The following is a 19,945-nucleotide window of genomic DNA, read 5'->3' as shown; positions in this document are numbered from 1 at the left end:
TTTTATTAAAAAAAACAGGCCCGTAGCATATTAGCCGCTGATGGCTTAACTTAACAGTCTAATGCCTATACTTTTTAATCAGGTACTAATGAAAAAATATCATCCGCTGACGAAAAAAGTGACCCTGTTTTTTTGTTGTCTTTTTTTTCTCCCGCTAAAAATAAATGCTCAAAATAATCCGGCCAACAGTATATCCGGCATCTGGATGAATGAAGAGAAAACCGGAAAAATTGAAATTTATCAGTCGGGAAATATCTACCTGGGGAAATTATTATGGGGTATTTACATGTTAGATGAAAAAGGGCATCCCCGTAAAGATACAAAGAACCCAAATCCTGCCTTACGAAGCCGTGAATGGCCGAATATGGTGATGCTCACCGGATTTCAATACCGCAACGGGCAATGGGACGGGGGCGAAATTTACGATGCTACCAGCGGTAAATCCTACCGCGCTATCATGAAAATAAGAAATGGCCGGTTGGAAATAAGGGGTTATGTAGGTATCTCGCTGTTTGGAAAAACTATTTACTGGGACCGGGTACCCTAACTCAGGAGCGGGCATGTGCTTTTTCATGATCCAGCAACCACTTCTTCCTCCAGATACCGCCGCCATAGCCTGCCAGTTGTCCGTCTTCCGCAATCACCCGGTGACAGGGTACCAGGATGGAAATGCGATTCATACCATTGGCATTCGCCACCGCACGCACCGCTTCCGGACGCTTCAAGGCCAGTGCCTGCTGTTTATAGGAACTGGTAGTACCATAAGCAACGGTTTGTAATATCTCCCAGATGCTTTGCTGGAAAGGTGTTCCCAGTGAATACAAAGGTACGGTGAACGTTTTCCGGCTGCCGGCAAAGTACTCCTCCAGTTGTTGCTGCAGGGTATCAAAATGTGGATTGGCGCCCTGAATGATATTGGCATTTAATTGTTTGGCCAGCGACTTGAGTTCTGTTTCCAGCATCTTACGGTCTGTGAATTCCAGTAAACAGACGCCCTGTTCCACCGCACAGGCAAACATCGTCCCCAGCGGCGTTTCCAGTCGCGTGATGTTAATTACCTGCTTGTTTTTACTGTTCACGGGAGACACCCCAAATATCGATTTAAAGGAATCCGCGAAACCGCTCAGCGATTCGTAACCGGCATCAAATGCCACAGCGGTAACGGCTTCGCCCTGCTGTATTTTTTTGAAGGCCGCATTGATGCGGAACATCCTTTGGTAGGCCTGAAAGGTGACCCCATGATTTTTTAAAAACCATCTACGGATGGTAATAGGTTCTATCCCTCTTTGTGCCAGGTCGGCGTCTTTAAATTTCGTGGATGGGTCGGCATTTAAGGCATCCAGTATTGCTTTTATGGGTGGCGGTGTTTCATTCAGCTTCTCCAGTGGATTGCACACTTTACAAGGGCGGTATCCTTTCAGGATAGCTTCTTTGACGGTTTGAAAAAATTCTACATTCTCCGACCTGGGTTTGCGGGCAGTGCAGGTAGGGCGGCAAAATATGCCGGTGGTTTTTACCCCGGCAATGAAAGTCCCTTCGTAAGACACATCTTTATCAACAAGTGCCTGGTACATAATCTCGTGTGTCAGCATGTATATTCTTTTTTCAAAAGTACGCATGTTGCTACCGGACAGCAACCGGAAAATGGACAAGTATTTTCCGGCCACTACCTGCCGCGGTTTTTAGCCTTTTGTTGTGAAGCGGGTCTGTAAATATATTTCACCCACCGTTAATATTACTACCAGCAGCAGAAAAATCCAGTAGCCTTTTTTAATGAGCGGTGGTTGTTTGCGTAGAAGTCCCACCAGCAGAAGGGTTGTCATGCAACCGGTAATAATAGCCACCAGAACATTATACMAGAAGAAGAACAGCTGGCTCACCTGGTAGTAAAGGTAAAGACTGCCGTTCAAACCGCTTTGTGCGGTTATGGTGGCGAAGGCAGTCCATGAATAAGTAAAGAATAACACGAAACCAATAGTAATGACAACAAGTGTCAAAGTGTTTTTGACAGGTAATGGTATAGACATAGGATAGGAGTTTGATTTTAAATAACTGATCAGGAAGATGCCGGTATTTCAGCGGTGCAATACAGCGAATGCATTTTCCAACCAAGGGTTTCGTATAATGCTTTGCCATCATCGGTGGCTACCAGCAAACCCTTTTTAATGCCGCGGGCATTTCCGATGGCTTCCAGTTCTTTCATGATGATGGTACCCAGTTTACGGCGACGGTGATTTTCATGGGTGGCAATACGATCGTATATGCCATAATCTTCTACGAAGCCCACGCGGCCAATGGCAGCTTCGTCACCGTTGGCCGCCATAATTCTCACAATCGATACACCTGGGTTTTCCGTGATTTGCAACGTATATTCTTCGGGCAGCGGAATGTTAACCGGTATCATCCCGTCGAGGGCTGTCATCATATAGGCAGGCGATTGCAACACCCAGTTCGGTGGGAGCAAGGCCTGCACTACATCCGGCGGCGCACATACTTTGATGAACACATAAGGCTCCGTAATCCTGTCGGCCAGTTGGCGAACAGCAGGAGAAGGTGCATCAAAAATATAGCGTCTCACGTGATCGGGTAGTCCTACTTCAATGCGATAAGCACCACTGTCTGGTACCGGAGGAGTTACTTCGCGGGCGTGTGCCCATCCTTTTGCCCAAATGGCTACAATTTGCGGGTCGGCTTTATAAAGTTGGTCATGCATAGATTGTGGGTGTATATCTCCTAAAGGTAAAGTATGTGTTGGAAAATCAGCCGCTAATTTACTGTAAATCAATTTCGTTTTTTTTGCTAATTTTTTTTTACATTTACGAAATACACCAATAAACGGGCTTTGAAAAATCAACGCAATCAAATGATAAAACATACATCTATTTGATGCATCAAAAAAAGCCGGTGCCCCTATTTATAATATACCCTGAAATACATGTGATACCCTCAAAATATACGACCACAGCATGTTTAATTACATCAGAAAAGAAGTATCCAATTCCTGTGAGAGCAATTTCTTCCGGAACCATACTGCGTACATTGGTAGCAGCTATTCAGTAACACATTCGTATCCCGGTAGTAAAGTGACAGATGCCTAGCGGCAACTGACGAGCATCGATTTATTACTACTACATGGTGCATCCGCGCCGTGCAGGATAGTTATGCCATGTCGGATGGATGATGTGTGTCTGTCTAGCGCATATCTGTGATACACCCCTTATGTATTTCCCCTCAATACTGATATTAAAACCTGTTTTATGGAAACAAAGTTGAATGAATTGGACGATTTTATAGCGATCTCCGTACCACTGACCGGCTATTCAAAAGTGGAATTACAAACCACCGGCCTATGCGCCGAGTATCTAAAAGCATTGAACGACATTCTGGGCGCCACACTGTTGAAAGAGTGGTTGTCTGTGGCCACCACCCTGCTGAAAGACACGGGTGGTAAAGCGCCGGCGGTGGATAAAGCTATCCGGCAACAGCTGCTGGCCAGCCTGAAGTATGGACCCATTACCCGCAATGTAATCCAACTATGGTATTGGGGCTCCTGGCTCCCCCTGCCCAAAGATTGGGTGGCAGCGTATGGAAAAGGAATTAAGCATAACGACAACTACTTTATTTCTCCGGCCGCCTATAAAGAAGGATTGGTATGGAAAGCGATGGGTGGCCATCCACAGGGCGCCAAACAACCCGGTTTCGGCTCCTGGGAAGTAGCTCCTCTTTCCGCTACCGCCGAGGTGAAACACTAACTAATAGGTATATACGAAAATGTGAATCCTAAAAAAATCCTGCACAAATGGAAAATACAGAATATGATGTAGTGATTGTGGGCAGCGGCATTGCCGGCGCCATTGTTGCCAAAATGCTGACGCATGCCGGCAAAAAAGTATTGGTACTCGAAGCCGGCCTGGAAGCAGGGATGGCCCTGAGTGGCAACAACGCCTATGATAATTATCAGCGTTACATGGACACCTATTATACCTCGCTGGCAAAAGTACCCAATGCACCCTATCCTAATGTGAAAGATGCGGAATCGCCCACGGTACTTGATATTACCAAGGCGTCCGAAGAGCACCCGGATACAAAGGGGTATTTTGTACAAAAAGGTCCGTTACCTTTTGGGAGCGACTATAACCGTTCTCCCGGTGGCACCACACTGCATTGGTTGGGTACCTGTTTGCGTATGCTCCCCAATGATTTTAAATTATTCAGCAAATACGGAATAGCAGTAGACTGGCCCATCGACTACGAATATCTGAAGCGATTCTATGAAATGGCAGAACATGAAATAGGCGTTTCCAGCGATGTGGAAGAACAACGTTATCCGAATATGGGCAACAATTTCTTTGGAAAGGAATATGTATTTCCGATGTATAAAATTCCACAGAGCTATATCGATAAAAAGTTTATCAAAAATATGGAGGGGGCGAAAGTAACCCTGAATGGGGAAACGTATTCCCCCTGGTGTACCAGCACACCACAAGGCCGAAACTCCACCCCTAATGCTACCTATCGATATGCAGGCACCGTTTGGAATCCTGCTAAAAAGATACTGGAGATGCAGCAATTCGCAAAAGATACCGATGTATATACTGCAGTAGGCGCTATCTGGGACCCTTATACCGGCCAGCGCTGCGAAGGCAATGCCAGCTGCGTGCCTATTTGCCCGGTGCAGGCGAAATATAATGCGCTTAAAACACTCAAAAGTTCTAAACAGGAKAATATCACGCTGGTGAGCCAGGCGGTGGTGACAAATATCGAAATCGATAAATCCGGTAAGGTCAGCAGCGTGGTATACAAGCAGTATAAAAACCCTGACGACAAAACAGCGGAGAAAAAATATGCCCGTGGTAAAATATATGTGCTGGCAGCCAATGCTATTGAGAATGCTAAAATATTGCTGGCATCTGAGGCATGTAAATCCAGCAAACAGGTAGGGTGTAATCTCATGGATCATACCGTATTGCTCACCTGGGGGCTGATGAAAGAGAAGGTATTTCCTTTCCGCGGTCCCGGGTCTACTACCAACATCCCTACTTTCCGCGATGGCGACTTCAGAAAACACTTCGCCGCCTGGATATCTCCGGTCGATAACTGGGGCTGGGGCTGGCCCACCGGATCGCCGGACACCGATCTGGATAACGCTATTTATAAGTTGAATCTCTTTGGGAAGGAATTAAGGGATTACCTGGACGACTTACTATCCCGGCAATTGCTGCTGCATTTCGAATGTGAACAGCTCCCCGATAAAAAGAACTGCGTGACTATCAGTAAAGACTATGTGGATAATCTTGGCAATTATCGCCCTATTATTCGGTATAACGTTTCTGATTACACGCTGAAGGCATTCAAAGCCGCCAAAAGTGTGTCAGACCAGCTGTTTGCTGGCATGGGTGTAGCCGATTATACCAATTATCCTGTTTCCGAACCGGACTATGTTACCTACGACGGAGAACCATACGTATTCCGCGGAGCAGGCCATGTAGTAGGCACTCATTGTATGGGCACCGATAAAGGAAATTCCGTGGTAAACAAACAGCAACAAGCCTGGGATCACGAAAATCTTTTCCTGGTAGGAGCGGGGAACATGTGTACGCTGGGTACTTCTAATCCCACGCTTACGCTGGCTGCCTTGTCTTTTGCTGCTGCTGAAAATATCCTGAACGCATTGAAATAGTTACTCACCTAATCATTTGAATATGGAAGCCAATAACCTGATATCCGGTATCCGTCACCGCCTGTTATCCAAACAGGATGCCGCGCTGACCGACGGTAAAATAGCGACGATCGAAAGTTTACGTCAACACCTGCAATGGGCCATAGAGCTGGAACACGCCACMATTCCTCCCTATCTCTTTGCATTATATTCTATAAAAGAGGATGCCAACAGCATATCGTCCCGCATTATAAAAGGGGTGGTCATGGAGGAAATGCTGCACATGGTGCTGGCCTGTAACCTGCTGAATGCAGTTGGAGGTACTCCTTCCCTGAATCATCCAAAGTTCATTCCTGAATACCCCACTTATCTGCCGCATAGCGATGATGCATTTAAAGTAAACCTGGAGAAATTCTCTAAGTCCGCTATTGAAACGTTTCTGAAAATAGAAAAGCCGGCGGTGAAAGATGYACCACCACAACCGGAACATTATGCTACTATCGGTCAGTTTTATGAAGCCATCGCCGATGGATTGAAAACGCTGTCGGCCAAAGGAAACATCTTCACCGGCAAATCGTCGCTGCAGGTAACACCTGAGCAGTTTTACGGCGGCGGTGGTGGCCTCATACTGGTGCATGACCTGCCCTCTGCATTAGAAGCCATCGGCGAAATTATAGGCCAGGGAGAAGGTATTGACGGCACCATCGAGGACAGCGATCATCGGCTGTTTGGTGAAGAAGTAGAATATGCCCATTATTTCCGCTTCAATGAAATCCATGAAGAACGTTACTACAAAGTGGTTGACACGCCTAAAACAGGTCCTACAGGGGCAAAGCTGCCGGTGGACTGGAACGCCGTGTACAACATCAAAGAGAATATTAAAATGAAGGATTTTCCAGTGGATAGCGAAGAATGGAAATTGATGTACCGGTTCAATAAAAGTTACTGCAATATGCTATCCGCGCTTCATGACACGATGAATGGACATAAAGAAAAAATGAAAGACGCGGTAATGATGATGTATGACCTGAAATATCAGGCCATTGGCTTGATGCAGATACCAATGGGCAACGGATTATGTGCGGGTCCAAGCTTTGAGTATGTAAAATAGCTCCTTGTACGTTTTTATCCACTCCTAAAACAATAGTACCATGCAATCCTTTCAAAGTCTTCCTCCGTTAAAGAACTTCGTCCGCCTGGCCGGTACCAATGCGGAAATAGAAGATGAACTGGGCCCGCTGGCGGCCTTATTAGGTACCTGGAAGGGCTCCAGTGGCTGGAACCTGGTAGCGGTGCCTAATGGTGCTGAAGGCTTTCTGCTGTTGATACAAAACTATTCGGAAACGATCAACTTCACGGCCGTGAGTGCACCCGTGCCTAATCGCGGAGGCACAATAGAACAGATGGTAGGTGCAGTGATATATGACCTCACCGTAACAGATAACCTCACCGGTGGAGTACTGCATGTGGAAAACGGGATGTGGCTGAACCTGTCCAATATTGGGCCTCAGCAGCTGGCAGCGGCAGCGGCGTTACCTCCACCTGAACAAACTATCGCCCGGCAGGCCAGTATCCCTCATGGTGATGCGCTGATGGTACTCGGTAACTCTTTTGTGTCCACCGGCGTACCACTCATTGCAGATAATGATTCCACCCCACTGGCCGGCCCCAACATACCACTGGGCTATCTGGATCAATACCTGCAGGCACAAACGAAATTTCCCGATTTTGATGTGAAAAATCCCAATGCGACGCTCCGGAAAGCGTTGGAAAATCAGCAGGTCGGTAAGGTGACTACTTTTGTGTTGGATACCTCCAGCATACTGAACATTCCTTTTACCACACAACATGTAGACCCGAATAATTTTAGTACCATTTTCTGGGTAGAGGAAGTAACCATGGCAAATACCAGCTTCCTGCAGTTACAATATACCCAGCAAACCAATTTTAATTTTCTACCCCGATTTGGAGAGCCAGGACTAATTATGTGGCCCCACATCAATATTAATACACTGGTAAAACAATAAATATTTTTACGTTGGCAAGTGTTACCCCCAAACGAAACCCGCCGCAAGGCGGGTTTTTGCTTATTGGTAGTTGGTTCACTGTCGTATAATAACAGTAGTGCCTTTGTATATCTGTTAAGCGGCACTGTATCCTCATCCCGCTATCGGTATGCTGCTACCTGTTGCATTAATTCCATTGCCCTGATCACCGGGTCCCATTCTTTGCCGCTGAAAATAAAGCGAAACCACTTTTTATCCCGGTTTTCATACCGGATATTTTTGAACAACCAGATAGCTGCCCAAGTGAAAGCTCCTGTTACTGCCATCTGTAAAAGATATAACCACACATTGCCATTGTACAACATGCTTTGATTCCAGTAGAAGGTAGTCCACAGTGGTAACTGCAGGAACAATAACCGGGCGCACCAAAGTGTGGAGGATCTTAATCGGGATAGTTTTGCCTGCGTATCCAGTATAGGCGCATTGATGTTTACCTGTTGGATTAATATTAGCTGATAGAGATAGATGCCGATGGCCAGTTTGGTCAGTAATACCTGTATACCGGCTGAGGCCAGGAAAAAGAAACTGGCGCTATGGAAAGTCCGGATCAGTATACTATCTACCAAAATTACCCATATTATACCAGCCATGATAGCGAATATTTTTAGTGGTGTCATGGAAGCCAGGGCCGACTGAACTTTCATGTGCGTAATATCTGCTGCATTTTGCCTGTTGAATGACAGGGATTCTTCCAGTCGCTTATCATAAGCCTTCCAGAGATGAATCATTTCTGCGTCTTCCATTGCAATTAAGTTTTGAGGTGGGTGAATTTTTGTTTGAGAATGGCTTTAATTCTGCTGACTTTTGTGGCCACATTGCTGACCGAGATGCCAATGATATCCGCAATTTCCTGATAACTTTTTTCTTCGAGATAGAGTAGCATCAGTGCTTTATCTAACTCCTTTAATTCCGATATGCACTGCTGTAAAAAAACGATATTTTCTGTGGTGTCGTTCGGAAAGGGATGATCGGTGATATTCAGAACACCATCAGAAAGGGGACTATCAACTGTTCTTCGTTTGTTTTCCCTGCGATAAAATGAAATAGCTACGTTTAAGGCAATACGATATATCCAGGTGGAATATTTGTACTCCACGGAATAATTATCAAACGATTTCCACAGCTGTATAATAATCTCCTGTATCAGGTCTTTTCTGTCTTCCGTATCCCTGCAGTAAGCATGGGCTATTTTATACAAAATGCCCTTATGCGCTTGAATAACAGCCAGAAAACTATCCGATTTATCAGGAGACTTCATGAGTGGTAATTGTCAGAAACCAGGTTGAGAAAATTGTTTGCTTTCTTTATTATTCGCACCAACGTCTGAAAAATCACACTTCACCCATTATTTTTTTATGAGCCCTTTTCCTTTGCTCACCCACTTATTATCTTTTACACTAAAGCGATAGGGGCGATAAGCATCTTCTCCGGCATAGGCAACGCCTACACGTGTGGATACCACTACCTGATCATCCGGCAGTGCCGGGGCGTCTTCTATCCAAACCAGTGGTCCGTTCATACTTTCACCGGTCAATGTATTATTAATGCCAAGGGCTTTGCTCAGGTTACCCGGGCCGGCCGTGATATTTTGTGTGGGCTGATTCCCAAAGCGGGCTTTCATCATCTCCTGGCCGTCTGCCGGCTCCAGCGCCCGGATCAGCACCGCGTGTGGCTGATCAGCCGCATGGGTAATCACATTAAAAAGATAATGAATGCCGTAGCAAAGGTATACATAGGCCACACCGCCCGGCTGATACATTACCGCAGTGCGGTTCGTGCGCCGCTCATTCCATGCATGAGAGGCACGGTCCGTAACGCCCGCATAAGCCTCTGTTTCCACAATAACCCCGGAAGTCCGTACGCCATCTATCATGGTCACCAGCGTTTTCCCTAACAGCTCCTTCGCAATGGTGACCACATCCGGTTGCCGGTAAAATGCCAATGGTATCTTTTTCCTTTTCATGTAAGGAAGGTACAAATCGTTTGGCGATAGATTTTCAGGTACTAAAAAAAATAAGTGGGTGTCGGTTTTGTTCTATTTCCCGGAAGCCGGCCGTCTTAGTTTTGTCAAAAAGAAAATAAGCATGAAAACGAAAAAGAATATTCCTTCCAACGTATTAGTATTAGGTGGCACCGGTAAAACAGGTAGCAGGGTAGCAGCAAAACTGAAAGCAGCGGGATGGCCCGTACGTATTGGTTCCCGCAGTGGTTCACCCGCTTTCGACTGGGAAGATGCCGCTACCTGGGGACCGGCATTACAGGGAATGGATGCAGTATACCTCAGCTATCAGCCTGATCTGGCGGTGCCTGGTGCGCTGGCAACCGTGCAGGCATTTACAAAGGTAGCAGTAGAAAAAGGTATTCGTCATATTGTATTACTGTCGGGCCGCGGAGAAAAAGAAGCACAGGCCGCAGAAGAAGTAGTGATGCAATCAGGTATCGACTGGACCATCTTGCGTGCTGCCTGGTTTAGCCAGAACTTTAGTGAAGGGTATTTGCTGGACCCTATCCTGGCGGGTCATGTGGCCCTGCCTGCAGGGAATGTAGTAGAGCCATTTGTAGATGCCGATGATATTGCAGATGTGGCAGTCGCAGCGTTCACAGAAGAAGGACATGCCGGAGAATTATATGAACTCACCGGCCCGCGTTTAATGACTTTTGCAGAAGCCGTGGCGGATGTAGCCCGTGCTACCGGCAGACCACTTATCTATCAACAGCTGACCATGGAGGAGTATAAAGGTATGATGCTGGAATATCAGGTACCGGAAGATATGATCTGGCTGATTAGCTACTTATTCACCGAAGTGTTGGACGGTCGTAACACTTACCTCGCGGATGGTGTAGAACGTGCGCTGGGAAGAGCTCCGAAAGATTTTAACGCCTATGCAGCAACTGCCGCGGGCGCTGGTGTGTGGAACGCATAGTTGTTAAAAAAAAGATCGTCTCAACGGGCGTGAGACGATCTTTTTTTTATTTGGAAAGAAACGCATCTACTTGTTCATAGAACCACGCCGGGTCATCCAGCATAATGAAATGTCTGGATACATCATTGATGGCAAAAATGGTTTGCGGTGCTTTTTTATATTGTTGCTGGTAATTATCCAATACACCACCCCGGGAGGCGCCATAATCCTTATAGGCGAGCCAGTCGCCTAACGCCAGCACCGGACACCTAATAGCACCCAGCTGATCCCTTAAGTCGGTGGTATATAATTCATACATCACTTCTCCCTGTGTACGCGAATCTGAGCGAATGGCCATGTCCATAATTTTCTGGGTGTTGGCGCTGTCGGTTACCATTCCATGTGTAATATATTGCTGCGCATCACGAATCCGATCCGGTGTAAGTGCTGACATATTTTTTTTAATCATAACCGCCATTGACCGGCTGTTCTCTGGGGTAGCAGCAGCCCCTGTGATAAAGGCCGGTAAAAACGGACCGGTACTCACACATACCAGTTTACCAGGCAGGTCAGGATACAGGACAGCCAGTTGCAGGGCCAGCCAGCCTCCCATGCTATGCCCAACAATAGAGGGCTTATTTAGCTGGTTTTCCCGGATGAAAGCAGCCAGCTCACTGGTGAAGGTTTTTAGCACGCTATCGCCGGAAATAGGTGCCTGTCCGGCAAAGCCAGGCAAGGTAATTTCATAACAGGTATAGTCTTTTTTGTAGTGTGCCACGGTTTCATCCCAGATGGCGCCGGAGCAAAAAAGGCCGTGTATAAAAATAACCGGTTTGCCATGCCCTTCTTTTTTAACGGCAAAAGAATATTTGTTGGCAGCGAAATCCTGCATAGGCGCCATTACAAGTATGCAGCATGCGATAAGCAGGATACCGCCGGATAAACGTGAAAGAAACTGTTTCATAAAGGAATGTTTTTGTTGTTGCTGTAAAGGGACATATTTCCGGTTGTAGAAAGAAATCAGTTTGACCAAATAGCTGTTTAAAAGGATAAAGTTATAATATACCCAACTGCAGGCGGTTTTAAAGCCCCGCCAGGCTGTTGTTGGGTATTTGATCAACCGGATGGGTGATTTCGTCAATTAATATTGCTACATTGTAGTACGCAGTCTACCTTGCCCTCATTATGCGTCAATTCTTCACAAAATATAAAGGATTTCATATCCTGTTCTGGACAGCTGATCTGGTCTTCTGGACTGCCTTTTCATATAAGTCTTATCATACTTCCCTGCCGGAAGCATTTATTTCCATTGCTATCTGGTTGCTGATTCAGGCGGCATTCGTGTACGCCATCATTTACTGGCTATTACCCCGGTATTTTTATCAGAAAAAATACGGGCAGTTTGGAGGGATCGCTTTTCTGCTGCTGATAGCGTCGGCGTTGCTGATAGCCTGGATAGAAATATACCTGATCAGCGGAAAACGAGACAACATCGTCCGCGATGTATTTTATTTTTCGCTCTTTATTGCCATGACTAATTTCTATACCGCCTTTATGTTTATGGCGGCCAAGATGATTAAAAATAAAATCCTCAGCGACCGCCACCAGCAGGCGGTAGAAAAGGAACGTACGGAAAATGAACTGCGCTTCCTCAAGTCACAGATGAATCCCCACTTTTTGTTCAATGCGATCAACAGTATTTATGTATTGATCCGCAAAGACCAGGACATGGCTGCCGGCACATTAGCCACTTTTGCGGATATGCTACGGTACCAGCTATACGAATGTAATACACCTTATATCCCCATAGAACGGGAAATTTATTACCTGAATAACTATGTGCAGCTGGAACAATTGCGCAAAGGGAAAACATTGCAGCTGGATTATCAGGTAGCGCCCACGGTGGCAAATTTTTCTATTKCCCCTCTGCTGCTGCTGCCTTTCGTGGAAAATGCATATAAATACGTATCCGCCTATACGAATAACGACAACTATATACGACTGCATTTAAATTATCAACATCCGGTGTTTACGCTGGAGATAGATAACTCCACAGATGCCACTATGTTAACAAATGATGACAGCAGTGGAGGTATAGGCCTGGAGAATGTAAAGCGCAGACTGGAATTGATTTACAAAGGAAATTATCATTTACAAATCACCCCCGGGGCAGGAAGTTACCGGGTGTTATTGACCATCAATATTGTATGAATATCACCTGTATAATTGTCGATGACGAGCCACTTGCAAGGGAAGGACTGGAGCTGCTGGTGCAGGATACCGGCTTTCTGAAATTAAGCGCCAGCTGCAGTAATGTAATGGAAGCCAGCCAGGTGCTATCACAGGAAAAAATAGACCTGATGTTCCTGGACATTGAAATGCCCAAAATACGGGGCACTGATTTCCTCAGAGGCCTTGCCGTAAAACCGTTGGTGGTCATCACTACGGCCTATCCCAACTTCGCATTGGAAGGCTTTGAACTGAACGTGCTGGATTACCTCGTGAAACCGATTACGCCGGATCGTTTTCTGCGTAGCGTGAACCGGGCACAGGACTTCCTGCAATCCCAGCAACCAGCTGATCTGGGCACGGCTTCCTTCTTCTTTATTAAATGTAATAACAGCTACGAGAAAATAGCTTATCAGGATATCCTTTACATAGAAGGTAGTCAGAACTATGTCACCATCTATACGCAGCAGCAAAAATTTCTGACACTGGCTACTATGAAGTCAGTAGAAGACCAGCTGCCACCTGCCCGTTTTTTGCGGATACAGAAATCATTTATTGTGGCCATAGATAAAATTCAATCTATCGCTAATAATGAAATCACGATAGGGACCCATAAAATCCCCGTCAGCAAAAATTATAAAGATGAGCTCATGAAACTTATCAGTGATCACCTGATGAAGAAGTAGCGGGCTTATGCTGCACCACACTTTTTAACTTCGTAATCAGCGTTGTGTTGTCTTTGATGTTGGGTATCAGTTGCTCCGCCCGGGTAGCCCATTGCAGCGCATCTTCCAGCGCTTTATCTCCACTGTCGAGGGTATTGCCGAAGGCCGAAGCAGCCGTGAACAGCCGGAGGTATACTTCTCTCGAATAAATATTTACCACCATTGCTTTATCTTCCTGGAAGTTAGGCAGTTTGGTACTGTCCTGTGCACCCGACAGAAATGGCGCCATTATTTCTGCATACCGGCGGGCATCTTCTGCATGAATGCTGTCGATGCTAAGCTGCATCAGATCGCCTACCATGATATAGCCGTTCTTTTTCAACAATGCCGCATCTTTCGCCTGTGTGGCATACATGAGGTAAACGCGGTTCATATACGACTCCTGTTGCTTGCTGGCGGTGCCCAGTTGCTGTACATAGCCGATCAATGATGGCAGCGCAGCCATGTTTTTATCCCGGAGCGCTACCGGGATCGCTCTTTCCGCAATTTCATAAAAGAGACGAGGTGTCACCACCGCTTTGGCGGTATCGCTTAGTTGTGCATAGTGCTGCATGATGAGCGGCAGTGCGTTGGTTTGTGTGCCCTTTAGATACCGGCCGATGAACAATAACTGCGGCTCCTTTTTTAGTTCCGCAGCAGGCGTCGCTTTGATCCATGCATCAAATGCCTGACTGTTATCCATATTCAACGTGAATTGCTGCAGGATATAAGTACGCAGGAACGCCGGGTCCCGGTTACCCGCCGCAAAGGCGGCTTCCAGAGTACCCAGTTGATTTTTATCATTGGCCAGCGCCGTCACTTTATCTACCTGACTGATAAATGCCGGCGCTTCTCTTTCTCCAATTACTTTATGTATAAGGTAGCCGTTGCTGTTCAGATACAGGAAGGTAGGGTAGGCGGTGATATTAAATTTCTTAGCGAGGGAAATACCTTCTCCTTTTTCTGCATTCAGTTTATAATTCAGGAATGCCGGATTATATTTTTCACCCACTTCTTTTAACGGAAAAATAAATTTGTCCATTCCTTTACAAGGGCCACACCAGTCGGTGTACACATCAATAAAAATCATTTTGTGCTGTTGCTGCGCTTCCTGTAACAGAGCAGCATAGCTACCTTTGAAGAAGTGAATGCCGGTATCCGCGGATGGCTGCGCAAACGCCAATCCGGTGATGAAAAAGGAAATAAGGAGGGCCAGGCTTGTTTTCATACGTGTTTGTTTAGCGTTCATTTCATCCAAAATGCCCTGAGTTTACTGCCAGGGTACATAATTAAATATCCGCTGTCGTTTCCTAATGATAGATATTTCCTGTATAAATATTCGGTTCCATAATTATCGTAGTGCGGTGTTGGTGACGATTGGAAAAAGTAAATAAGGCCAAGAACTTTTTTGAAATATCATCAGCAGCCAATACCAATGATTTGTCGGGCAACTCCACCGCATAGAAAACAGGAATCAAAAGGCATATATCCCCATTAAGTTTATTTGCTTTAAATATCGCCTTCCAATCCGTTTTATTTTCTCTAATTGTTTTTCTTATTGTTTTTTCAATACGGAATTCAACACTATCGGAAAAATAGACGTCTTTTATTCTTCCTGAATTGCTCAATACTATTCCAATATTAAATAAATGTACCTCACCAAAACTAGCACTATCCATTGCGCTACTAGCAATTAATTTTACGTCAGATTTTATTTTTTCGGGAATTATGAAATTGCTTTGCCCCATCATCTTTCCTGATAAGAATTGCAAAGCTATCAAAAGGCTTAGTTGGATGAATCGTCTCATGTTTTTTTATTTACATTTAGTTCCTTTCTTTCCATTTCTATATGCTTCCATGATGGTAACCATAGCATTCCAACTTTGTGGGAAAGCCGTTTTAAAAGCTGAACCCCATATCGTTCTATCAAGACCCTCATGTGCCAGCGCATCAGCATCTGTTCCAATACCTGGATACATCTCTTTAAGACCAGCCGCGATCTCTGTCATGTATTTCTGAAACATTTCATTATGTTGTGCATCGGCTCCATCAATATGCTCATACGTTAATATACCGTGAGCTATCTCATGAAGTAGTGTCGCGGCAATATACTCCTTGCTTGCGTTTTGCAACAGTGTATTATTGAGATATACATCTACTTTTAATACTCCATCCACAAATCGAGGATAGGTGGAGCCGGTAGCAGTCTCATTAAATTTAGGATAATTAGCAGGCCAGGCATCTCGATCAAGAAAAGTTATATTGTACTTATTACTTGTACCAAAAATCTGGTTAACTTTCTGAGCTATTTTATTTGTCCATCCTTTTCCTGTAAGCGAATCAACCGTGTTTTTCATACAGCCATCTTTCATCTTATTCTTGATGTCAGTAACTGCGTTTCCATTACTAGATCCCGTTCCGCCCCCACCTCCAATAGGAATAGGGTTGTTTGGCGTTACTGGCCCCCCATGCGGCAGTGTTACTGGCTCCGAAGGAAACGGTATATTGGTTCCTGGACCAGTGGGAGTGCTTGGGGCTGGCGCTGTTACAACAACTGGTGGAAGATCTATCACTGGGCCATCGAATCCACCATCATCACCATCACCATCATCGCCGCCAGGTTGTTTTGGTTTCTTGGGATTGGATGTAGACAGCACTAAAGATTGTATGCGATATTGAAGATTGCCAACTACTTGACCATCTCTAAACCGTCGTCCTCTTAGTGGAGTGTTGTTAAATGGATCGAAAATAACAATATCTCCTGTAAAATCCTCGTTATTCACGTATGACCTTAAATTCTCGCCTATAGTTCTCCCCTTAGCTAATAGATAGGCAGCTTCCGGTCTAATCTCCTGAATAGCACCAAGAATAATACCATTTGAGTCTTTCTGAAAAGGAGATCACGATAGCCTATAGGAAGCTCATAATCAATTAAAGGAACTTTCAAAATGCTGGTTTTGTCGGGGAAATTAAATATGCTGGCATTTTCCCAATTCGGCGCTCCAGTATAACCGCGTATATTGGAGATCGCTTGGATGCCAGAAGGACCTTTGCCGAGCCAACTTTTAGCTTCATCAACAGATATACTCGAAGGGGAGCTGACTGGTAATTCAGTTGAGTTTTTTTTACAGCTACTCATCGCTATAGATAGAGTAAACAGTATGACCATGAAGGGGTTCCATGGGTATAGAATAGACTTCAGCATGATTTAGGATTATGAGTTAAGGGGCAAAAATTTCGGAGTCAAAATAACTGCTCTGGAAAAGTTTTTTACTTMACATTTATCCACATTTTTATCTATATAATGGAAATTTCTTTTTAGTTCTCAATGACTATAGGTATGAAATTAAGCTGTAGATAATTCTACAGCTTAGAAGCCAAAGGATATCTCATAAATTAAGATATAAAAATTACTTAGAGAAAACAATTCTACCAAAGAGCTCAAAAGCTCGACGATAGTAAAATATCAAATTTCGAAACTAAGATTAGTTGGAAACTAGCGCAAAGTATTACACGAGCTTAATAAAAATCCTCATACTGAATATGAGCTGATCAGGAAGTATCACGAGCTGAGAGATATTGAGGAGGAAATTTTGAACATGAAGCTGGAGGGGATCTAGTGGGTAAATAAATTGTATCTTGCCGGCATGAAAATGAGTGATTACCTCCGGCAGGGAAAGTCCGAAAACTACCAGGACGCAGAAGATAAGGGTTTGCTGAAAGCCGGTGAGGTAGCGACTTTGCTGTCGAAGCAGTTCCAGGTTAAAATAGCGGCGAAGGAGTTGGAAGTGTTTGCAACAGAATGGCACCATGCTGGTGTATTTAAGAGCAGTGCCGGCCAATCGCTCCGTGGGCGAAAAGTTTATTTTTTTTCAGCAGCTGATATTAGCCGCATCTCCCTGGAAAAAATATTAGCTAACAGGGAAAAAGCAGCAAAAAAGCCGTTACGGGATACAAGGCAGGTGCAGGGTTGGTATCCTCAGTATTTTCGTACTACCGATCCCGTTACCCGGCGCAATGTTTCAAAATCATTTATTGGCATTTATAAAGGCCCGGCAGATAAAGCGCCCAAAGGATTTAAACCATTATCTCCGGAAGCGCTGGCAGTAGCAGAACAGCGGCGGGGAAGAGCGTTGAAGCCGGGAGAAATACCTGATTTTAAATAATACCGATATGTTATCCCGTACCCTTATCCTTGTCCACTTTATGTTGGTGCTGTGTATTTCAGCCCACAGTCAACATTTCGCTAAAAAAGATTTCGATGTGGTGAATGCAGCGGTAGAGAAGGCAGTGACGAAAACTGCTTTAATGCAACAGTTGAATGCGTTGCTGAAAGATTATATGCCTTCGCGTAGTGGAATCGGAGAGCCATTTAATCGTTTGCTACAGGGCAATATTTACCATCAGCGCATTGCGCTTCGTTTTTATCCCAATAATTTTTTTATCAACCTGTTAACCAGGAATGATAGTATTGTGTTCAGCACCGTTTTTTTTACGGGAAGTGCTTTCGCGGAAGGACCGGGGTTTATGGAGGCCGACAGTACTGTCAGAGATATTCATGAAAAATCAGCTGTCTTTGCTGCTTTCCTGGAGGAACGAAATCGCTTTTATCATTCGCGTAAAACCCGGAATGATGTGGCCATAGAGCTCTCTGCCAATAATATGTATGCCATGTATTGCGGCGATGGCGCTCCCATCACTGAAAGCGGGAAACGTATACACGCGTTGGTATTGAAAGAAGATCCCTTGCCGGAAATTACCGGGATGCTGCAAAATTTATCCTGTGAAATACAAGCTTACGGTATAACGGCTATTGACATACTCGTTAATAAAGGAATCGCGATAGATAATCTCAACAGTAAACTTTATCGCTATATCCATCAAAGAAATGCGCCCGTGGTTAGCTGCTCCGGCTGCATTATAGGTGGCGTTAAAACGCTCTACGATCATAAAAACGACAGGTAAGAAATATCCCCTATATTTGCCCCCTCAAAAAAAGGAACAATGACCTACGCGGACAGATTAGCAGCGGTAAAAGCACATTACCCATTTGAAGAGTGGAGCGAAAAATTCTATCCCGATGAAAATGATATCGGCGGTATGGACCAATACAGTTCGGAAAATTGTGAGGCCGCAACTGACATTGTAAATGAGCTGATTGCCGGTTTGCAAACGGCAGGTGAAAACGCGGAAGAGGCCACCAAACTGGCCCTGTTTGAAACTGCCGTGAAAGCATATAATGAAATGAATGAAGAAATAGCCGGTTTTATAGAGACGGGAGAACGCGAGGACCTTTGCGATCTCTTCGATATGATTACCGTGGCAGCTGGCCTGGAACCGGCTGATTATGCCGACGGCGACGGGATCACTGATCTGTGGCGGGAATGGTAAGGTATGGTTATTCCGGCTTTTTTTACATATCTTGAATATAGAAAATCATCCACGATATGAAAAGCATGCACACTTTGCCACTTATCTCAAAATATGCCGCAGAGCAACCCCGCTTTACCTTACTGGACCCGGTAGCTAACAGAATTTCACTGATCGCTTTTTGCAGTGTGTTCAGCTTTCTTTTCATGTACATTTTCCTGCCCTTTAATATCAATATCTGGTATGAAGGGCAGCACCTGGCCCTGATGCCGTTATTCCTCATTTTCACTTTATGTGGCGTAGTGGTATTAAGCGTTACCCAGTTTTTGCTGGCCAATTTAAAATGGCGTCGTAAGCTCACCAATGCGACCTACGGTTGCTGGTTCCTGGGAGAAATCATCCTGGTGGCGCTGATGGTCACCATCGTCAACGTGTCCATTACCGATACTTTCTTCTTTACCTGGACTGAGTTTATCAATACCCTCCGTTATACAGCGCTGATCCTGCCTTTGCCCTACTGCATTGCGCTGCTGTGGTTTTTTACCCGGGAAAAAATAGCCCAGCTGAAAAACCTGGAACTGGCGCGGCAGCAACAGCCGGAGCCCATCGTAAAAACCGATGATACCTGCCTGTTACTCCGTGATGAACACGATAAGCCGGTGCTCACCCTGCACCCAAATAAATTACTGCTGATGAAGGCAGAAGATAATTATGTACAGGTATTTTATCTCTCTGGCAATACCATCGCCAAAGAACTCATCAGAACTTCCATGAAAAAAATGGAAAGCTGTTTGCCTGCCGGTACCTTCGTGCGCGCACACCGTTCTTATATGATCAACCTCACCAAAGTGGTGCTTTTTAAGAAAAATGCAAAAGGTCATTATCTGCAATTGGAAGGATTAGACGATATCACCGTGCCTGTATCTGCTACCTGTTTGCCCACACTACAGGATCGTTTTGCCCCGGTGGCCTGATTTTACCCCCAATAGCTCCTATTTCGCCCCAAATACAACA

The 19,945-nt window shown here is 45.1% G+C and carries 22 protein-coding genes; 12 read left to right on the top strand and 10 right to left on the bottom strand.

What is annotated here, in order from left to right:
* Nucleotides 1-88: 88 nt before the first annotated feature.
* Nucleotides 89-547 (top strand): DUF2147 domain-containing protein, encoded by a 459-nt coding sequence (locus AC1DFM_RS09575; RefSeq protein WP_477076489.1) that lies wholly within the window; start codon nt 89-91, stop codon nt 545-547.
* 1 nt (nt 548) lies between these two features.
* Here the strand turns inward: AC1DFM_RS09575 and AC1DFM_RS09570 are convergent, their stop codons facing one another.
* From AC1DFM_RS09570 to AC1DFM_RS09560, 3 genes are all read right to left on the bottom strand, one after another.
* Complete coding sequence (locus tag AC1DFM_RS09570) at nt 549-1,592, bottom strand: bifunctional transcriptional activator/DNA repair enzyme AdaA (RefSeq protein ID WP_477076488.1); 1,044 nt, start codon at nt 1,590-1,592, stop codon at nt 549-551.
* 90 nt (nt 1,593-1,682) lie between these two features.
* On the bottom strand, nt 1,683-2,027 hold the full coding sequence (locus AC1DFM_RS09565) for a hypothetical protein (protein WP_477076487.1): 345 nt from the start codon (nt 2,025-2,027) through the stop codon (nt 1,683-1,685).
* Nucleotides 2,028-2,056: 29 nt separating this feature from the next.
* Nucleotides 2,057-2,713: a GNAT family N-acetyltransferase gene (locus AC1DFM_RS09560; protein WP_477076486.1), complete on the bottom strand. Its 657-nt coding sequence runs from the start codon at nt 2,711-2,713 to the stop codon at nt 2,057-2,059.
* 544 nt (nt 2,714-3,257) lie between these two features.
* On the opposite strand from AC1DFM_RS09560, the gene AC1DFM_RS09555 reads away from it, so the two are divergent.
* The 4 genes from AC1DFM_RS09555 to AC1DFM_RS09540 are packed head-to-tail and all read left to right on the top strand — an operon-like array spanning nt 3,258 to nt 7,686.
* Nucleotides 3,258-3,752 carry a hypothetical protein gene (locus tag AC1DFM_RS09555; RefSeq protein WP_477076485.1) on the top strand — a complete coding sequence of 165 codons (495 nt, stop codon included), beginning with the start codon at nt 3,258-3,260 and terminating at the stop codon, nt 3,750-3,752.
* 47 nt (nt 3,753-3,799) lie between these two features.
* On the top strand, nt 3,800-5,680 hold the full coding sequence (locus AC1DFM_RS09550) for a GMC family oxidoreductase (RefSeq protein ID WP_477076484.1): 1,881 nt from the start codon (nt 3,800-3,802) through the stop codon (nt 5,678-5,680).
* Nucleotides 5,681-5,702: 22 nt separating this feature from the next.
* Nucleotides 5,703-6,770 carry a ferritin-like domain-containing protein gene (locus AC1DFM_RS09545; RefSeq protein WP_477076483.1) on the top strand — a complete coding sequence of 356 codons (1,068 nt, stop codon included), beginning with the start codon at nt 5,703-5,705 and terminating at the stop codon, nt 6,768-6,770.
* Between the two features lie 40 nt (nt 6,771-6,810).
* Nucleotides 6,811-7,686: a heme-binding protein gene (locus AC1DFM_RS09540; protein WP_477076482.1), complete on the top strand. Its 876-nt coding sequence runs from the start codon at nt 6,811-6,813 to the stop codon at nt 7,684-7,686.
* 140 nt (nt 7,687-7,826) lie between these two features.
* Here the strand turns inward: AC1DFM_RS09540 and AC1DFM_RS09535 are convergent, their stop codons facing one another.
* The 3 genes from AC1DFM_RS09535 to AC1DFM_RS09525 form a co-directional block, all read right to left on the bottom strand.
* Nucleotides 7,827-8,468 carry a hypothetical protein gene (locus AC1DFM_RS09535; protein ID WP_477076481.1) on the bottom strand — a complete coding sequence of 214 codons (642 nt, stop codon included), beginning with the start codon at nt 8,466-8,468 and terminating at the stop codon, nt 7,827-7,829.
* Nucleotides 8,469-8,473: 5 nt separating this feature from the next.
* Nucleotides 8,474-8,983, bottom strand: coding sequence for an RNA polymerase sigma factor (locus AC1DFM_RS09530; RefSeq protein WP_477076480.1), 510 nt, complete (start codon nt 8,981-8,983; stop codon nt 8,474-8,476).
* An 87-nt stretch (nt 8,984-9,070) separates the two neighbouring features.
* A complete protein-coding gene (locus tag AC1DFM_RS09525) occupies nt 9,071-9,688 on the bottom strand; it encodes a DNA-3-methyladenine glycosylase (protein ID WP_477076479.1) in 618 nt (205 codons plus the stop codon).
* A 121-nt stretch (nt 9,689-9,809) separates the two neighbouring features.
* Here AC1DFM_RS09525 and AC1DFM_RS09520 point away from each other — a divergent pair, with 121 nt between their 5' ends.
* Nucleotides 9,810-10,649, top strand: coding sequence for an NAD(P)H-binding protein (locus tag AC1DFM_RS09520; RefSeq protein WP_477076478.1), 840 nt, complete (start codon nt 9,810-9,812; stop codon nt 10,647-10,649).
* Between the two features lie 46 nt (nt 10,650-10,695).
* On the opposite strand, the gene AC1DFM_RS09515 is transcribed toward AC1DFM_RS09520, so the two are convergent.
* The gene (locus AC1DFM_RS09515; protein WP_477076477.1) at nt 10,696-11,592 is read right to left on the bottom strand and encodes an alpha/beta fold hydrolase; all 897 of its coding nucleotides are present in this window, start codon (nt 11,590-11,592) and stop codon (nt 10,696-10,698) included.
* Nucleotides 11,593-11,813: 221 nt separating this feature from the next.
* Here AC1DFM_RS09515 and AC1DFM_RS09510 point away from each other — a divergent pair, with 221 nt between their 5' ends.
* Together AC1DFM_RS09510 and AC1DFM_RS09505 are read left to right on the top strand one after the other, a co-directional pair.
* Nucleotides 11,814-12,839 carry a sensor histidine kinase gene (locus tag AC1DFM_RS09510; protein ID WP_477076476.1) on the top strand — a complete coding sequence of 342 codons (1,026 nt, stop codon included), beginning with the start codon at nt 11,814-11,816 and terminating at the stop codon, nt 12,837-12,839.
* Complete coding sequence (locus AC1DFM_RS09505) at nt 12,836-13,543, top strand: LytR/AlgR family response regulator transcription factor (RefSeq protein WP_477076475.1); 708 nt, start codon at nt 12,836-12,838, stop codon at nt 13,541-13,543. Before AC1DFM_RS09510 ends, AC1DFM_RS09505 begins: the two co-directional genes overlap by 4 nt.
* Here the strand turns inward: AC1DFM_RS09505 and AC1DFM_RS09500 are convergent.
* The 3 genes from AC1DFM_RS09500 to AC1DFM_RS09490 form a co-directional block, all read right to left on the bottom strand.
* Entirely contained in the window at nt 13,518-14,789 is a 1,272-nt protein-coding gene (locus AC1DFM_RS09500; RefSeq protein WP_477076474.1) for a thioredoxin family protein, read from the bottom strand. The two genes, AC1DFM_RS09505 and AC1DFM_RS09500, sit on opposite strands and share 26 nt — an antisense overlap.
* Nucleotides 14,790-14,871: 82 nt before the next feature.
* Entirely contained in the window at nt 14,872-15,369 is a 498-nt protein-coding gene (locus tag AC1DFM_RS09495; RefSeq protein ID WP_477076473.1) for a hypothetical protein, read from the bottom strand.
* Between the two features lie 6 nt (nt 15,370-15,375).
* Nucleotides 15,376-16,344 carry a SprT-like domain-containing protein gene (locus AC1DFM_RS09490; protein ID WP_477076472.1) on the bottom strand — a complete coding sequence of 323 codons (969 nt, stop codon included), beginning with the start codon at nt 16,342-16,344 and terminating at the stop codon, nt 15,376-15,378.
* Between the two features lie 864 nt (nt 16,345-17,208).
* Between AC1DFM_RS09490 and AC1DFM_RS09485 the strand changes: the two genes are divergently transcribed.
* Genes AC1DFM_RS09485 through AC1DFM_RS09470 form a run of 4 tightly spaced genes read left to right on the top strand, consistent with a single transcriptional unit; the run spans nt 17,209 to nt 19,905 of the window.
* On the top strand, nt 17,209-17,727 hold the full coding sequence (locus AC1DFM_RS09485) for a hypothetical protein (protein ID WP_477076471.1): 519 nt from the start codon (nt 17,209-17,211) through the stop codon (nt 17,725-17,727).
* Nucleotides 17,728-17,734: 7 nt separating this feature from the next.
* Nucleotides 17,735-18,526 (top strand): hypothetical protein, encoded by a 792-nt coding sequence (locus AC1DFM_RS09480; protein WP_477076470.1) that lies wholly within the window; start codon nt 17,735-17,737, stop codon nt 18,524-18,526.
* A 39-nt stretch (nt 18,527-18,565) separates the two neighbouring features.
* Entirely contained in the window at nt 18,566-18,952 is a 387-nt protein-coding gene (locus tag AC1DFM_RS09475) for a hypothetical protein (protein ID WP_477076469.1), read from the top strand.
* Nucleotides 18,953-19,008: 56 nt separating this feature from the next.
* Complete coding sequence (locus AC1DFM_RS09470; protein WP_477076468.1) at nt 19,009-19,905, top strand: LytTR family DNA-binding domain-containing protein; 897 nt, start codon at nt 19,009-19,011, stop codon at nt 19,903-19,905.
* Nucleotides 19,906-19,945: the final 40 nt, after the last annotated feature.

The organism is Chitinophaga sp. 05T412, assembly GCF_056396465.1.
The sequence above is the reverse complement of the archived record's forward strand: the minus strand, read 5'-3'. Positions and strand labels throughout refer to the sequence as shown.

What these genes read in the sequence shown, in the direction of transcription:
- AC1DFM_RS09500 (WP_477076474.1), bottom strand. Translation starts at nt 14,789, where the DNA reads ATGAAAACAAGCCTGGCCCTCCTTATTTCCTTTTTCATCACCGGATTG.
- AC1DFM_RS09530 (WP_477076480.1), bottom strand. Translation starts at nt 8,983, where the DNA reads ATGAAGTCTCCTGATAAATCGGATAGTTTTCTGGCTGTTATTCAAGCG.
- AC1DFM_RS09560 (WP_477076486.1), bottom strand. Translation starts at nt 2,713, where the DNA reads ATGCATGACCAACTTTATAAAGCCGACCCGCAAATTGTAGCCATTTGG.
- AC1DFM_RS09525 (WP_477076479.1), bottom strand. Translation starts at nt 9,688, where the DNA reads ATGAAAAGGAAAAAGATACCATTGGCATTTTACCGGCAACCGGATGTG.
- AC1DFM_RS09570 (WP_477076488.1), bottom strand. Translation starts at nt 1,592, where the DNA reads ATGCTGACACACGAGATTATGTACCAGGCACTTGTTGATAAAGATGTG.
- AC1DFM_RS09475 (WP_477076469.1), top strand. Translation starts at nt 18,566, where the DNA reads ATGACCTACGCGGACAGATTAGCAGCGGTAAAAGCACATTACCCATTT.
- AC1DFM_RS09540 (WP_477076482.1), top strand. Translation starts at nt 6,811, where the DNA reads ATGCAATCCTTTCAAAGTCTTCCTCCGTTAAAGAACTTCGTCCGCCTG.
- AC1DFM_RS09485 (WP_477076471.1), top strand. Translation starts at nt 17,209, where the DNA reads ATGAAAATGAGTGATTACCTCCGGCAGGGAAAGTCCGAAAACTACCAG.
- AC1DFM_RS09520 (WP_477076478.1), top strand. Translation starts at nt 9,810, where the DNA reads ATGAAAACGAAAAAGAATATTCCTTCCAACGTATTAGTATTAGGTGGC.
- AC1DFM_RS09515 (WP_477076477.1), bottom strand. Translation starts at nt 11,592, where the DNA reads ATGAAACAGTTTCTTTCACGTTTATCCGGCGGTATCCTGCTTATCGCA.
- AC1DFM_RS09480 (WP_477076470.1), top strand. Translation starts at nt 17,735, where the DNA reads ATGTTATCCCGTACCCTTATCCTTGTCCACTTTATGTTGGTGCTGTGT.
- AC1DFM_RS09575 (WP_477076489.1), top strand. Translation starts at nt 89, where the DNA reads ATGAAAAAATATCATCCGCTGACGAAAAAAGTGACCCTGTTTTTTTGT.
- AC1DFM_RS09505 (WP_477076475.1), top strand. Translation starts at nt 12,836, where the DNA reads ATGAATATCACCTGTATAATTGTCGATGACGAGCCACTTGCAAGGGAA.
- AC1DFM_RS09470 (WP_477076468.1), top strand. Translation starts at nt 19,009, where the DNA reads ATGAAAAGCATGCACACTTTGCCACTTATCTCAAAATATGCCGCAGAG.
- AC1DFM_RS09495 (WP_477076473.1), bottom strand. Translation starts at nt 15,369, where the DNA reads ATGAGACGATTCATCCAACTAAGCCTTTTGATAGCTTTGCAATTCTTA.
- AC1DFM_RS09555 (WP_477076485.1), top strand. Translation starts at nt 3,258, where the DNA reads ATGGAAACAAAGTTGAATGAATTGGACGATTTTATAGCGATCTCCGTA.
- AC1DFM_RS09535 (WP_477076481.1), bottom strand. Translation starts at nt 8,468, where the DNA reads ATGGAAGACGCAGAAATGATTCATCTCTGGAAGGCTTATGATAAGCGA.